This is a genomic window from Pseudomonas sp. 8BK (assembly GCF_902506475.1).
Taxonomy (GTDB): Bacteria; Pseudomonadota; Gammaproteobacteria; order Pseudomonadales; family Pseudomonadaceae; genus Aquipseudomonas; species Aquipseudomonas anguilliseptica.
This window is the reverse complement of sequence record NZ_LR733252.1, coordinates 3,371,491-3,385,200: the sequence shown is the minus strand read 5'-3', so window position 1 is coordinate 3,385,200 and position 13,710 is coordinate 3,371,491. Positions and strand designations below refer to the sequence as shown.

The window sequence follows — 13,710 nt, the reverse complement described above, 5'->3', positions numbered from 1 at the left end:
TGCTGCAATAGAAAAAGGGCCGCGTAATGCGGCCCTTTTTTGTGGCGGTGTTCTTATAGCGGGCTGACGCGAATCAGCATGCCCAGGCTGCCATTATCGACAAAAGTCAACTCGCCGCTTTTCAGGCGGCTGCTTTGTTTGATGCGCTCGCTGTCGTTGAGGATGCCGCTGGCGTCGATCTGGTTGACCCAGATGTCGCTGTCCAGCTCGATCACGCGGCCGGCTTTAAGGCTGATGGTGCCTTCAACGGGGTAGTGGCCGAACTGTTCGTTGCCGGTGCTGATGGCGACGCGGCTGCTCGATTCGCCCAAACTCTGAGACCAGGCTTTGTGCAGTAAAACCTGATAGCCGCTGGATGGGTTGAGTTTGCCGGCTTCGGCATTCAGTGCGGTGCTGCGACTGTTGCTGCCATCCACGGGCAGCGCATTCTGCGCCCAGTTGTCGGGCGGCAGCTGGCCGGCAGAAATCGGCGTGACGGCCTGGCGGAATACGATGACTTCAACCTGATACAGGCTTTCAGCCAGGGCGGCAGTGCTGCTGAGCAGGCTCAGCAGGAGAAGCGGCAGCAGGGCCAGGGTGCGAAGTGCGCGCATGGGTCAGTCCTTTAGGTCGAGGGAGTCAGGCGCTCGAACAGCGCCTCTAAGGTGTTGAAGCGTTCTTCCGGGCGCTCCATGGGCACCTGGATTTTAAACAGCGTTGCGCCTTCGAACTTGTAACGGTTCGGCGCGCTCTGGATCAGCTTGATCAGGGTCAGTGGATCGACACAGGTATCTGCGGCGAATTCGATACGTCCACCTTGCGGGCCGGCATCGACCTTCTTGATCCCGAGCTTTTCTGCCTGCAGTTTCAGCAGGGTGATGCGTATCAGGTTCTTGCTTGCATCCGGCAGCAAGCCGAAACGGTCGATCATCTCCACTTGCAGTTCTTTCAGGCCATCCTCGTCGGCGGCGTTGGCGATGCGTTTGTAGAGGATCAGCCGCGCATGCACGTCGGGCAGGTAATCCTCGGGGATCAGCGCCGGTACGCGCAGGTTGATCTCCGGGCCGCCACCCAGCGGCTGGTCGAGATTCGGCTGCTCGCCCTTGCGGATCGATTTCACCGCGCGTTCGAGCATTTCCATATACAGGGTGAAGCCGACTGCCTGGATCTGTCCGCTCTGGCCATCGCCGAGCAACTCGCCAGCGCCGCGGATTTCCAGGTCGTGGGTGGCCAGGGTGAAGCCGGCGCCGAGGTCCTGGGCGCCGGAGATGGCTTCCAGGCGCTTTTGCGCGTCGTCGGTCATCTGCTTGCGCGGCGGCGTCAGCAGATAGGCGTAGGCCTGGTGGTGACTACGGCCGACGCGGCCGCGCAACTGGTGCAGCTGGGCCAGGCCGAACTTGTCGGCGCGCTCGATGATAATGGTGTTGGCGCTCGGTACGTCGATACCGGTTTCGATGATGGTCGAGGCGATCAGCACGTTGAAACGCTTGTGATAGAAATCGCCCATCACCTGTTCCAGTTCGCGCTCGCGCATCTGCCCGTGGCCGATGCCGATGCGTGCTTCCGGCACCAGTTCGGCGAGGTCGGCGGCGCATTTCTCGATGGTTTTTACATCGTTGTGCAGGTAATACACCTGGCCGCCGCGCAGCAGTTCGCGCAGCAGCGCTTCCTTGATCGTCGGGTTGTTCTGTTCCATAACGAAAGTGCGTACCGACAGGCGCCGTGCCGGCGGCGTGGCGATGATCGACAAATCGCGCATGCCGGCCACGGCCATGTTCAGGGTGCGCGGAATCGGTGTAGCGGTGAGGGTGAGGATGTCGACTTCGCTGCGCAGGGCCTTGAGCTGCTCCTTCTGGCGCACGCCGAAGCGGTGCTCTTCGTCGATGATCACCAGGCCCAGGTTGCTGAACTTGACGTCTTCCTGCAGCAGCTTGTGGGTGCCGATGACGATGTCGACCTTGCCCTCGGCCAGTTGCTGCACGGCGTCGCTGACTTCCTTGGCACTCTTGAAGCGGCTCATCACCTCGACTTTGACTGGCCAATCGGCGAAGCGGTCGCGGAAGCTGTTGTAGTGCTGCTGGGCAAGCAATGTGGTCGGTACCAGGACCGCCACCTGCTTGCCGCCATGCACGGCGATAAAGGCGGCGCGCATCGCCACTTCGGTCTTGCCGAAGCCGACATCGCCGCAGACCAGGCGGTCCATGGGCTTGGGCGCGAGCATGTCGTCATGCACCGCGTCGATCGCGGCCTGCTGGTCCGGGGTTTCTTCGAAGGGGAAGCCGGCGCTGAAGGTGGCGTAATCGGCCTTCGGGTCGGCAAATGCATAGCCTTCGCGGGCGGCGCGACGGGCATAAATGTCGAGTAGCTCGGCGGCGACATCACGCGCCTGTTCGGCGGCTTTGCGCTTGGCCTTCTGCCAGATTTCTGAGCCCAAACGGTGCAGCGGGGCGAGGGCGTCGTCGCTGCCGGTGTAGCGCGCGATCAGGTGCAGGCTGGCCACCGGCACATAGAGCTTGGCTTCCTCGGCGTACATCAGGGCGAGGAATTCGGCGGCCTGGCCGTCGAATTCCATGGTCACCAGGCCCAGGTAACGGCCGACGCCGTGGTCGATGTGCACCACCGGCGCACCTTCGCGCAGCTCGGTAAGGTTCTTGATGACGTTGTCGCCGCCATCACGGGATTTCTCGCGGCGCCGGCGCTGCATGACGCGCTGACCGAACAGCGGGCTTTCCGCCACCAGGGCCAGGTCTTCGAGCAGCAGGCCGTCATCCAGCGGAGCAATGCAGATGCCCAGGCGCTGTTTGCTGGCGGTAAAGGCCGGCCAGCTTTCAAATTCGTTGGGCTTGAGCTTGAGGCGTGCGAGCAACTCCAGCAGCACTTCACGACGCCCGGCGGACTCGGCGCAGAACAGCACGCGACCGGGGTATTCCTCGATAAAGCGCCGCAGCGCGGCCAGCGGTTCGCCGGCCTTGGCCTGGATCGCCAGGTCGGGCAGCGGTTTGGCATTAAAGCGCAGGCGACCGACGCCTTCTTCGATATCGTCCTGGCTGACCACTACACGCGGCCAGTTCTTCAGGCGGGCGAAGCAGTCTTCCACCGGCAGAAAGATATCGGCGGGCGGCAGCAGCGGGCGTTCCGGGTCGACGCGGCGATCCTCATAACGGCTGCGCGCATCCACCCAGAACTGCTCGGCGGCTTTCTCAATGCCTGGCAGGGAGAACACCTGGGTGTCGGCGGGCAGGTAATCGAAGAGGGTGGCGGTTTCCTCGAAGAACAGCGGCAGGTAGTACTCGATCCCGGCTGGGGTGATGCCGGTGCTGAGGTCCTGGTAAATCGGGCAGCGGCGGAAATCCACGTCGAAACGCTCGCGGAAACGCCCGCGAAAATCGGTAACGGCTTTCTTTTCCAGCGGGAACTCGCGCGCCGGCAGCAGCTTGATCGACTCGACCTTGTCGATGGAACGCTGGTTTTCCGGGTCGAAGGTGCGCAGGGTTTCGATTTCGTCATCGAACAGGTCGATGCGGTAAGGTTGGCTGCTGCCCATCGGGAACAGGTCGATCAGCGCACCGCGTACCGCGAATTCGCCGTGCTCGTACACCGTATCGACGCAGCGATAGCCGGCGGCTTCCAGATTGCTGCGCATCTGGTTGACGTCGAGTTGCTGGCCAACTTGCATGACCAGGCTGCTGCCGAGCAGAAAGCGCTTGGGCGCCAGGCGGTGTAGGGCGGTGGTAATCGGGACTACCAATACGCCGTGTTTCAGCTCGGGTAGGCGATAAAGTGCGGTGATGCGCTGGGAAATGATGTCCTGATGTGGCGAAAACAGGTCGTAGGGCAGGGTTTCCCAATCGGGGAAATGCAGCACGGGCAAATCCGGAGCGAAAAAGCTCAGCTCCTCTTGCAGGCGCTCAGCGCTCTGGCTGTCGGCAGTCAGCAGCAGGGTGAAACGTTTGGCATTGCTGGCAGCTTCGGCAATGGCCAGGCTCAGCGCGGCACCGGGCAGGTTGCCCCAGTGTTGTTTGCCGGCAGTGGCCGGTAAGGACGGTAGACGCAGTACGGACGCGGTCGGTTCAGACACGGGCGGCTCACGGTCATGGCACAAGGTCGGCGATTGTAGCGGGCGTTTATGTGCGGTGTCAGTTACGACAGTCGTGCATTGCTCATGCTTGCTTGCGCCGTCATAATGTAGCCCCTTTTTTCAGCCCCTACATGTGGAAGGTACTGCCCGTGACTCAGAAGCCCGACCAGTGTCTCGGTGAGTGGATCGATCGAGAAGCCCTTGCGGAAGCGATGATTCCGATGATTGGCCAACTCTACCGTAACAACAACGTGGTCACCTCGATCTACGGCCGTGGTTTGATCAACCGCTCGGTGATCGACATTCTCAAGGCCCACCGCTTCGCTCGTCACCGCCTGACCGGCGACAGCGAATTGTCGGTGCACGATACCTTCCTGGTGCTCAAGGCCATGAGCGAGCTCAAACTGGGCGCTGCCTCGGTGGACCTGGGCAAGATGGTCAGCAAGTTCAAGGCCGAAGGTCAGGGGCGCAGCATCGAACAGTTCGTCAAGGACGAGCTGGTTGAAGTGGCTGGCAAGCAGAACAGCGAAGCCCGTGAAGGTACCGACGTGGTGCTGTATGGCTTCGGTCGTATCGGTCGTCTGCTGGCACGCATCCTGATCGAGAAAACCGGTGGCGGTGACGGCCTGCGTCTGCGCGCCATTGTTGTGCGCAAGGGTGCGAGCAATGACCTGGTCAAGCGCGCCAGTCTGCTGCGCCGCGACTCGGTGCATGGCAAGTTCGATGGCACCATCACCATCGACGAAGAAAACAGCACCCTGACTGCCAACGGCAACCTGATTCAGGTTATCTACGCCAAATCGCCGGCCGAGGTGGATTACACCCAGTACGGCATCAAGAACGCGCTGCTGGTGGACAACACCGGTGTATGGCGTGACGCCGACGGCCTGGGTCAGCACCTGGCTTGCCCGGGCGTTGATCGCGTGGTCCTCACTGCACCTGGCAAGGGCGCGTTGAAGAACATCGTGCACGGCATCAACCACGGTGAAATCACCCCGGACGACAAGATCATTTCGGCCGCTTCCTGCACCACCAACGCCATCGTGCCGGTGCTCAAGGCGATCAATGACCAGTACGGCATCGTTAACGGTCACGTCGAAACCGTTCACTCGTACACCAACGACCAGAACCTGATCGACAACTTCCACAAAGGCGACCGCCGTGGCCGCAGCGCCCCGCTGAACATGGTGATCACCGAAACCGGTGCCGCCACTGCTGCTGCCAAGGCACTGCCAGTGCTGAAGGGTAAGCTGACCGGCAACGCCATTCGCGTACCAACGCCGAACGTGTCGATGGCCATTCTCAACCTCAATCTTGAGAAAGCCACCACCCGTGAAGAGATCAACGAGTACCTGCGCCAGATGGCCATGCACTCGGATCTGCAGAAGCAGATCGACTTCGTGCAGTCGCAGGAAGTGGTGTCCACTGACTTCGTTGGCTCGCGCCATGCCGGTGTGGTCGATGCTGAAGCCACCATCTGCAACGACAACCGCGTTGTGCTGTACGTGTGGTACGACAACGAGTTCGGTTACAGCTGCCAGGTGGTTCGCGTGATGGAAGACATGGCTGGGGTCAACCCGCCAGCCTTCCCGCGCTAAGCGCAGGCGAGGCATAAAAAACGGGAGCTTCGGCTCCCGTTTTTGTTGTCTGAAACTGCTGGAGTTAATCGGCCAGCAGGCTGGTGCGCAACTTATCCGACAGGCCGTTGGGCGAGAGCCAGATGCCCAGGTATGCCTTGGCCAGAGCCGGGTTCTGGCTGGTGTAGGCAATTTTGCCGTTCACTTCCAGGGTCAGGCCGCTGCCTGCGTTGAAGTTCAGGGCGTAACGGTCGCCTGGACGAATATCTCTGAACGTGGCATGCAGGGCATCTACCTCGGGCCGCAGGCGCTGCAGTGTGGCGGCATCGTGCTGACGTTCGAGCGTGACCCAGGCCGCCTTGATCACGTCTTGGCTGTCGATATTACGGAAGTAGTAGAGCTCCAGGCGCTGTGTGAGCGGCTTGCTGACTGCCTGGCTGGCGCTGGCCTCGGTTGGAGCATAGAAGGCAGCGGCGTAGACATCGGCCCACAGGTAGGTCAGCACACTTTGGTTCTTGCGTTCCAGGCTGCTCTGTTCGAGCTGGTGAGTGGCGGCGAAGTTGGCTTCTTGCAGGCGTTCGCGGTTGTTGGCGAATGACTCGCTGCTCAGCAGCAGTAGGGTGGTGAGCGCGAGTAGCAGGCGCATGGCAGGGCTCCGGTTGGTCTATTAGTCTTATGTCGCGCGCGGCGGCTTCGCAGTCAAGCCGGCATCTGTTGCCTTCTGTTACGTTAAACCGGATAAAAGCAAGCGCTTGGGTGGCCAGTGGCCGAAGGTGCGACTTATAATCGACCAGATTTTTTCCCGCGACCGACATCCTGCCCAGTGCCTGATTTGTTTTTGGCGTTGCGCCGCATTTTTCTGCGTTGGTGTCGTCCGTATTCTAAAAAAGTTTATAAATCAGTGGTTAGGCAAACCTATGATCAAAATAAAACATGGGCTTGATTTGCCCATAACAGGCGTGCCGGTGCAGCGCATCGAGGCTGCAAGGCCGGTGCGTAGCGTCGCCGTCATAGGCTTCGATTATCACGGTATGAAGCCTTCGATGGAGGTTCAGGTCGGCGATCGGGTCAAGCTTGGCCAGGTGCTGTTCTCGGACAAGAAGTCGCCAGGCGTGCAATACACTGCTCCAGCCGCAGGCGTGATCAGCGCCATCCATCGTGGTGAAAAGCGTGTGCTGCAATCCGTGGTCATTGATGTCGAGGGCGATGAGCAAATCACCTTTGATCAGGTAGCGGTAGAGCAGCTGGCAACTGTCGGCGACGCCAAAGTGCGTGAAGTACTGTTGCAGTCTGGTCTGTGGACCGCATTTCGCGCCCGTCCGTTCAGCAAGGTGCCGGCTGCCGATGCGCAGCCCAGCTCGATTTTCGTCACCGCCATTGATACCCACCCGCTGGCAGCCGATCCGGCTGTGGTGATTGCCGAGTACGCTGCCGACTTTACTAATGGTCTGCAGGTGCTGAGCAATCTGGCCAAGGTGTTTCTGTGCAAGGCTGAGGGTGCCAGCTTGCCTGGCGAGCAGCTAAGCAAGGTGCATACCGAAGCCTTCGCCGGCCCGCACCCTGCGGGCTTGCCAGGTACGCACATTCACTTCCTCGATCCGGTCAGCGTCAGCAAGAGCGTCTGGTCGATCAATTATCAGGACGTGATTGCCATCGGCAAACTGTTCGCCACTGGGCAGCTGTGGACCGAGCGCGTTGTTGCGCTGGCCGGCCCCGTGGTCGAGCAACCACGCTTGGTGCGCACCCTTCTGGGCGCGAACCTCAGCGAACTGACTGCTGGCCAGCTACAGCCTGGTTTCAACCGGGTTATTTCCGGCTCGGTGCTGGGTGGCCGTACGGCGCAGGGCGCTTTCGCCTTCCTCGGTCGCTATCACCTGCAGGTGTCTTGCCTGGTCGAAGGGCATGAACGCGAGCTGATGCACTACCTGCGTGCCGGGGTCAACAAGCACTCGGTGATGAACATCTTTGTTTCCAAGCTCAACGCCGCGAAGAAGTTCGCCTTCTCGACAACGACCAATGGCAGCCCGCGCGCCATGGTGCCGGTGGGCAATTACGAGGCCGTGATGCCGCTGGATATCCTGCCGACGCAACTGCTGCGCTACCTGATTGTCGGTGACACCGAGATGGCTCAGAAGCTGGGCTGTCTGGAACTCGACGAAGAAGACCTGGCGCTGTGCACCTATGTCTGTGCCGGCAAGTATGAGTACGGCCCGATCCTGCGCGATAACCTCGCCCGTATTGAGAAGGAGGGTTAAGTCATGGGTATTCGTGCATTCCTCGATAAAGTCGAGCACAACTTCGAAAAAGGCGGCAAGTTCGAGAACTGGTACGCCCTCTATGAAGCTGTCGATACTTTCTTCTACCGCCCTGGCAGCGTAACCAAGACCACTGCTCACGTGCGTGACGGCATCGACCTCAAGCGCATGATGATCACCGTGTGGCTGTGCACCTTCCCGATGATGTTTTTCGGGATGTGGAACACTGGTTATCAGGCCAACCTGATCTTCGCTAACAGCCCTGAGCTGCTGGCGGCCCAGGAAGGCTGGCGCTTTGCGCTGATCGGCTCGCTGGCTGGGTTTGACCCGAACAGCCTGTGGGATAACTTTATCCAGGGCGCGGCGTACTTTCTGCCGGTGTATGCCACGGCGTTTATCGTCGGTGGCTTCTGGGAAGTGCTGTTCGCTTCGATCCGCAAGCATGAAGTCAACGAAGGTTTCTTCGTCACCTCCGTACTCTTTGCCCTGATTCTGCCGCCGAGCATTCCGCTGTGGCAGGTGGCCCTGGGTATCAGTTTCGGCGTGGTGATCGGCAAGGAAGTGTTTGGCGGTACCGGCAAGAACTTCCTCAACCCGGCGCTGACCGGTCGTGCCTTCCTGTTTTTCGCCTACCCGGCGCAGATGTCCGGTGATGCGGTGTGGACTGCAGTGGACGGCTTTGCCGGCGCCACTTCGCTTAGCCTGGCGGCTTCCGGCGGCATCGACAACGTGATCAATAACGGCATCACTTGGATGGATGCCTTCGTCGGCACCATTCACGGCTCGCTCGGCGAAACCAGCACCCTGGCCATCGCCATCGGCGGCCTGGTGCTCTTGATCACCAAGATTGCCGCCTGGCGCATCGTCGCCGGTGTGATGCTGGGCATGATTGGCCTGAGCCTGCTGTTCAACGCCCTCGGTTCGACCACCAACCCGATGTTTGCCATGCCCTGGTACTGGCACCTGGTGGTGGGCGGTTTTGCTTTCGGTATGTTCTTTATGGCCACCGACCCAGTGTCGGCGTCCATGACCAATGCCGGCAAGTGGATTTTCGGTGCGCTGATCGGTGTGATGGTTGTGTTGATCCGCGTGGTCAACCCGGCCTTCCCGGAAGGCATGATGCTGGCGATTCTGTTCGCCAACCTGTTCGCACCGCTGATCGACCACTTCGTCGTTCAAGCCAATATCAAGCGGAGGCTGGCGCGCAATGTCTAGTCAAAAAGAATCCACCGTCCGTACGCTGGTGGTGGCCCTGTTGGTCTGCCTGGTGTGTTCGGTGTTTGTTGCCGGTGCAGCCGTGGCGCTGAAGCCGACCCAGGTGGACAACCGTCTGCTGGACAAGCAGCGCAGCATTCTGGCGATTGCCGGTCTGGGCGATGCCAGCATGTCCAGCGCCCAGGTTAAAGACATGTTCAAAGGCACCATCAGCGCCAAGCTGGTGGACCTGAAGACCGGTAAATTCTCCGACGCTCAGGATCCGATCACCTTTGACCCGTTGAAGGCCTCCAAGAACCCTAAGATGTCTGACGTGCTCAAGGGCAGCGACGACATCGCCGGGATCAAGCGCCAGGAACGCTTCAGCACCGTGTATGTGGTGGAGAAGGATGGTCAGGTTGAAACCCTGATTCTGCCGGTGCGTGGTTACGGTCTATGGTCGACCCTGCATGGCTTTATCGCAGTCAAGGGCGACCTGAATACTGTGGTTGGCATGGGATTCTACCAGCACGGCGAAACGCCGGGCCTGGGTGGCGAAGTCGACAATCCGAAGTGGAAAGGCCAATGGCCAGGCAAAACCCTGTTCGATGAGGACGGCAAATTGGCCGTGCAAATCGTCAAGGGTGGTGTCGATGCGCAGAGCCCCAAGGCCGTGCATCAGGTTGATGGCCTGGCAGGCGCTACGCTGACCAGCGTTGGTGTGGACAACCTGCTGAAGTTCTGGCTCGGCCAGAATGGCTTCGGTCCGTTTATCGCGAACCTGCGTGCAGGGGAGGCTTGATCATGTCGCAGCCGACTATTAAAGAAGTCCTGCTTAACCCGATTTTCAACAACAACCCGATTGGCTTGCAGATTCTCGGGATATGTTCTGCCCTGGCGGTGACCTCGAACCTGAAAACTGCGTTGGTGATGTCTGCCGCGCTGACTCTGGTCACGGCGTTCTCCAACCTGTTTATCTCGATGATCCGCAGCCAGATCCCCGGCTCGATCCGCATGATCGTGCAGATGGTGATTATCGCTTCCCTGGTAATCGTGGTTGATCAGGTGCTCAAGGCCTTTGCCTTTAGTCTGTCCAAGCAGCTCTCGGTGTTCGTTGGCCTGATTATCACCAACTGCATCGTGATGGGCCGTGCCGAAGCCTTTGCCATGCAGAACCCGCCGGTGCTGTCGTTCTTCGACGGTATTGGTAACGGTCTGGGCTATAGCGCCTTTCTGATCGTGCTGGGCATCATTCGTGAACTGTTTGGTGCGGGCAAACTGATGGGCTACGAGATCATCCCGGTGGTCAACGACGGTGGCTGGTACCAGCCTAACGGCATGCTGCTGCTGCCACCTTCGGCGTTCTTCCTGATCGGGTTGTTTATCTGGGGTATTCGTGTCTGGAAAAAGGACCAGATCGAGAAGCCGAGCTTCAAGATGGCGCCTCAGGTATCCAATAAGGAGGCCTACTAATGGAGCACTACATCAGCCTGTTCGTCCGTGCGGTGTTTGTTGAGAACATGGCCCTGGCGTTCTTCCTCGGCATGTGCACCTTTATTGCCATCTCGAAGAAGGTCGAAACCGCCATTGGTCTCGGTATCGCCGTAGTGGTGGTGCTGGGTATCACCATGCCGGTGAACAACCTGATCTACACCAACCTGCTCAAGGACGGTGCACTGGCTTGGGCCGGTTACCCACAAGTCGATCTGAGCTTCCTTGGCCTGCTGACCTTTATCGGCGTGATCGCGGCGATCGTACAGATCCTCGAGATGACCCTGGATAAGTACGTGCCCTCGCTGTACAACGCCCTTGGCGTGTTTCTGCCGTTGATCACCGTGAACTGCGCCATCATGGGTGGCTCGCTGTTCATGGTCGAGCGTGACTACAACCTGGCGGAAAGCACTGTTTACGGTGTCGGTGCGGGTGTTTCCTGGGCCTTGGCGATTGCCGCGCTGGCGGGGATTCGCGAGAAGCTCAAGTACAGCGATGTACCTGAGGGCCTGCAGGGGTTGGGTATCACCTTTATCACTATCGGTCTGATGTCTCTGGGCTTCATGTCCTTCTCCGGCGTGCAGTTGTAAGGAAGGGATGAATAGATGATCAATTTCGAGATTTTTATCGCCATCGGCATGTTCACCGGCATTGTGCTGGCGTTGGTGCTGATCATTATCGCGGCGCGCGCCAAGCTGGTTTCCAGCGGTGACGTGAGCATCGAGATCAACGGCGAAAAAACCATTGTGGTGCCAGCCGGCGGCAAGTTGCTGCAAACCCTGGCAGCCAACAACATCTTCCTGTCTTCGGCCTGCGGTGGCGGCGGTACCTGCGCCCAGTGCAAGTGTGTGGTTGAGCATGGCGGTGGCGAAATGCTGCCGACCGAAGAAGCTGCCTTCACCCGTCGTGAAGCCAAGGCTGGCTGGCGTCTGTCCTGCCAGACTCCGGTCAAGCAGGACATGAAGATCGAAGTGCCGGAAGAAGTGTTCGGCGTGAAGAAGTGGGAATGCACCGTTGAGTCCAACCCCAACGTGGCCACCTTCATCAAGGAGCTGACGCTGAAACTGCCGGAAGGCGAAAGCGTCGACTTCCGCGCCGGTGGCTATGTGCAGCTGGAATGCCCGCCGCACGAAGTGCACTACAAGGACTTCGATATTCAGGAAGAGTATCGCGGCGACTGGGACAAGTTTAACCAGTGGAAGTACGTGTCCAAGGTCGAAGAGACTGTGATCCGTGCCTACTCCATGGCCAACTATCCGGAAGAAGTGGGGCTGGTGAAGTTCAATATCCGTATTGCTTCGCCGCCACCGGGTAAGGACGATCTGCCACCAGGCAAGATGAGCTCCTACGTGTTCAGCCTCAAGCCGGGCGACAAGATTGATGTGTACGGTCCGTTTGGTGAGTTCTTCGCCAAGGACACCGATGCCGAGATGGTGTTTATCGGTGGTGGTGCCGGTATGGCGCCGATGCGTTCGCACATCTTCGACCAGCTCAAGCGCTTGAAGTCGACCCGCAAGATCAGCTTCTGGTACGGTGCACGCTCCATGCGTGAAGCCTTCTACGTTGAAGAATACGATCAGCTGCAGGCCGAGAACCCCAACTTCAAGTGGCATCTGGCCTTGTCCGATCCGCTACCGGAAGACAACTGGACTGGCCTCAAGGGCTTTATCCACAACGTGCTGTACGAGAACTACCTCAAGGACCACCCGGCTCCGGAAGAGTGCGAGTTCTACATGTGCGGCCCGCCCATGATGAACGCAGCCGTGATCAAGATGCTGATCGACCTGGGTGTGGAGGAGGAAAACATCCTGCTCGACGACTTCGGCGGTTAAGCATGAGCCATGTGCTACTTCGGCCCGTTATCGCTGTCAGCTTGCTGACAGCCCTAACGGGCTGTTGGTTTTCAGAGCGTGTAGAAGAGTTTGGCGGCCCGACCATGGGCAGCACCTACACGGTCAAATATGTGCGCAGCAAGGATTCGCCGAGCCTTGAGTTACTCAAGCGCGAGACCGATGCAATCCTGGCTGAGGTTGACCAACAGTTGTCGACCTATCGCGATGATTCCGCAATCGAGCAATTCAACCAGGCTCCGGCAGGTACCTGCCAGGCAATGCCTGCTGGGGTGCTGGAGTTGGTCGAGGCTGGACGTGTACTGCATGAGCAAAGTGCGGGCGCATTCGACCTGACCCTGGAACCGCTGCTCAATCTCTGGGGTTTCGGCCCCAAGGCGCGCGCCGAAAAGGTGCCGAGCGCTGAGCAACTGACCGCCGCACGTGCGCGGGTGGGCATGCAGCATCTGCGTCGTGATGGGCAGCAGCTGTGCAAGGATGTTGATGTGCAGGTCGACTTCAACAGCATTGCCGCCGGTTATGCGGTGGACAAGATCGTGCAGCGCTTCAACGAGCTGCGTGTGACCAGCTATATGGTTGAGGCTACTGGTGAGCTCAAGGCTGCGGGCAAGAAGCCGGATGGTCAGCCCTGGCGCATTGGCCTGGAGGCGCCGCAGGACGGTCAGCGAGTCGCTCAGCGGGTGCTGGCGGTGGATGGTTACGGCATTTCCACCTCGGGTGATTACCGCAATTACTTCGAGGAGGAGGGGCAGCGTTATTCGCACACCCTCGATCCGTTGACCGGCGCGCCGATCACCCACAAGCTGGCAGCAGTAACCGTGGTGGACAAATCGACCTTGCGCGCCGATGGCTTGTCTACAGTGCTAATGGTGATGGGCACTGAGCGTGGCCTGGCATTTGCTGAGCGCATGGGTATTGCGGCGTTTTTCGTGACCCGTGAAGGTGACGCTTTCGTCACACAGACAACTCAGGCTTTCGAGCAGCTATTCGCTGCAGGAGACGAGCAATGACGTTTTTAGTGGTGTTTCTGGTCATGCTGCTGGTAGTCGGCATGATGGCCGTGGGTGTGATCATGGGCCGTAAGCCCATCGCCGGCTCGTGCGGCGGTATCGCCAATCTGGGTATCGAAAAGGAATGCTCGATCTGTGGTGGCAGCCGCGAGAAGTGCGAAGAGATCAACAGCGACCCGCAAGGCAAAACCACAGCCCTGGCCTACGACGCGACCAAACGCTAATCGTCCTGCGGTCGGCTGAAAGGCTAGGCTTGCAGCTACGAATTGATTGCCA

The 13,710-nt window shown here is 59.5% G+C and carries 12 protein-coding genes; 9 read left to right on the top strand and 3 right to left on the bottom strand.

The window, feature by feature from the left end:
• Positions 1-53: 53 nt before the first annotated feature.
• Complete coding sequence (locus ACIN8IBEIGE_RS15815; protein WP_160015489.1) at positions 54-593, bottom strand: CsiV family protein; 540 nt, start codon at positions 591-593, stop codon at positions 54-56.
• An 11-nt stretch (positions 594-604) separates the two neighbouring features.
• Positions 605-4,057, bottom strand: coding sequence for a transcription-repair coupling factor (gene mfd / locus ACIN8IBEIGE_RS15810; protein WP_160015488.1), 3,453 nt, complete (start codon positions 4,055-4,057; stop codon positions 605-607).
• A gap of 131 nt (positions 4,058-4,188) precedes the next feature.
• Between mfd and ACIN8IBEIGE_RS15805 the strand changes: the two genes are divergently transcribed.
• Complete coding sequence (locus ACIN8IBEIGE_RS15805; RefSeq protein ID WP_160015487.1) at positions 4,189-5,655, top strand: glyceraldehyde-3-phosphate dehydrogenase; 1,467 nt, start codon at positions 4,189-4,191, stop codon at positions 5,653-5,655.
• 64 nt (positions 5,656-5,719) lie between these two features.
• Here the strand turns inward: ACIN8IBEIGE_RS15805 and ACIN8IBEIGE_RS15800 are convergent, their stop codons facing one another.
• A complete protein-coding gene (locus ACIN8IBEIGE_RS15800; protein ID WP_160015486.1) occupies positions 5,720-6,280 on the bottom strand; it encodes a chalcone isomerase family protein in 561 nt (186 codons plus the stop codon).
• A gap of 271 nt (positions 6,281-6,551) precedes the next feature.
• On the opposite strand from ACIN8IBEIGE_RS15800, the gene ACIN8IBEIGE_RS15795 reads away from it, so the two are divergent.
• The 8 genes from ACIN8IBEIGE_RS15795 (at position 6,552) to nqrM (ending at position 13,658) form a co-directional block, all read left to right on the top strand.
• On the top strand, positions 6,552-7,889 hold the full coding sequence (locus ACIN8IBEIGE_RS15795) for a Na(+)-translocating NADH-quinone reductase subunit A (protein WP_160015485.1): 1,338 nt from the start codon (positions 6,552-6,554) through the stop codon (positions 7,887-7,889).
• A gap of 3 nt (positions 7,890-7,892) precedes the next feature.
• Positions 7,893-9,104 carry an NADH:ubiquinone reductase (Na(+)-transporting) subunit B gene (locus ACIN8IBEIGE_RS15790; RefSeq protein WP_160015484.1) on the top strand — a complete coding sequence of 404 codons (1,212 nt, stop codon included), beginning with the start codon at positions 7,893-7,895 and terminating at the stop codon, positions 9,102-9,104.
• A complete protein-coding gene (locus tag ACIN8IBEIGE_RS15785; protein ID WP_160015483.1) occupies positions 9,097-9,885 on the top strand; it encodes a Na(+)-translocating NADH-quinone reductase subunit C in 789 nt (262 codons plus the stop codon). The genes ACIN8IBEIGE_RS15790 and ACIN8IBEIGE_RS15785 overlap by 8 nt, the downstream gene beginning before the upstream one ends.
• Positions 9,882-10,556, top strand: coding sequence for an NADH:ubiquinone reductase (Na(+)-transporting) subunit D (locus tag ACIN8IBEIGE_RS15780; protein WP_178124369.1), 675 nt, complete (start codon positions 9,882-9,884; stop codon positions 10,554-10,556). The genes ACIN8IBEIGE_RS15785 and ACIN8IBEIGE_RS15780 overlap by 4 nt, the downstream gene beginning before the upstream one ends.
• Positions 10,556-11,164, top strand: a complete 609-nt coding sequence (nqrE, locus tag ACIN8IBEIGE_RS15775) for an NADH:ubiquinone reductase (Na(+)-transporting) subunit E (protein ID WP_090387314.1) — start codon at positions 10,556-10,558, stop codon at positions 11,162-11,164. Before ACIN8IBEIGE_RS15780 ends, nqrE begins: the two co-directional genes overlap by 1 nt.
• Before the next feature lie 15 nt (positions 11,165-11,179).
• On the top strand, positions 11,180-12,406 hold the full coding sequence (gene nqrF / locus ACIN8IBEIGE_RS15770; RefSeq protein WP_160015482.1) for an NADH:ubiquinone reductase (Na(+)-transporting) subunit F: 1,227 nt from the start codon (positions 11,180-11,182) through the stop codon (positions 12,404-12,406).
• A gap of 104 nt (positions 12,407-12,510) precedes the next feature.
• Positions 12,511-13,434, top strand: coding sequence for an FAD:protein FMN transferase (locus ACIN8IBEIGE_RS15765; RefSeq protein WP_160015481.1), 924 nt, complete (start codon positions 12,511-12,513; stop codon positions 13,432-13,434).
• Positions 13,431-13,658: a (Na+)-NQR maturation NqrM gene (gene nqrM, locus ACIN8IBEIGE_RS15760; protein ID WP_160015480.1), complete on the top strand. Its 228-nt coding sequence runs from the start codon at positions 13,431-13,433 to the stop codon at positions 13,656-13,658. Before ACIN8IBEIGE_RS15765 ends, nqrM begins: the two co-directional genes overlap by 4 nt.
• The last annotated feature ends 52 nt before the right edge of the window (positions 13,659-13,710 follow it).

What these genes read in the sequence shown, in the direction of transcription:
- ACIN8IBEIGE_RS15800 (WP_160015486.1), bottom strand. Translation starts at nt 6,280, where the DNA reads ATGCGCCTGCTACTCGCGCTCACCACCCTACTGCTGCTGAGCAGCGAG.
- ACIN8IBEIGE_RS15785 (WP_160015483.1), top strand. Translation starts at nt 9,097, where the DNA reads ATGTCTAGTCAAAAAGAATCCACCGTCCGTACGCTGGTGGTGGCCCTG.
- ACIN8IBEIGE_RS15805 (WP_160015487.1), top strand. Translation starts at nt 4,189, where the DNA reads ATGTGGAAGGTACTGCCCGTGACTCAGAAGCCCGACCAGTGTCTCGGT.
- nqrM (WP_160015480.1), top strand. Translation starts at nt 13,431, where the DNA reads ATGACGTTTTTAGTGGTGTTTCTGGTCATGCTGCTGGTAGTCGGCATG.
- nqrE (WP_090387314.1), top strand. Translation starts at nt 10,556, where the DNA reads ATGGAGCACTACATCAGCCTGTTCGTCCGTGCGGTGTTTGTTGAGAAC.
- ACIN8IBEIGE_RS15790 (WP_160015484.1), top strand. Translation starts at nt 7,893, where the DNA reads ATGGGTATTCGTGCATTCCTCGATAAAGTCGAGCACAACTTCGAAAAA.
- ACIN8IBEIGE_RS15815 (WP_160015489.1), bottom strand. Translation starts at nt 593, where the DNA reads ATGCGCGCACTTCGCACCCTGGCCCTGCTGCCGCTTCTCCTGCTGAGC.
- ACIN8IBEIGE_RS15795 (WP_160015485.1), top strand. Translation starts at nt 6,552, where the DNA reads ATGATCAAAATAAAACATGGGCTTGATTTGCCCATAACAGGCGTGCCG.
- ACIN8IBEIGE_RS15765 (WP_160015481.1), top strand. Translation starts at nt 12,511, where the DNA reads ATGGGCAGCACCTACACGGTCAAATATGTGCGCAGCAAGGATTCGCCG.
- nqrF (WP_160015482.1), top strand. Translation starts at nt 11,180, where the DNA reads ATGATCAATTTCGAGATTTTTATCGCCATCGGCATGTTCACCGGCATT.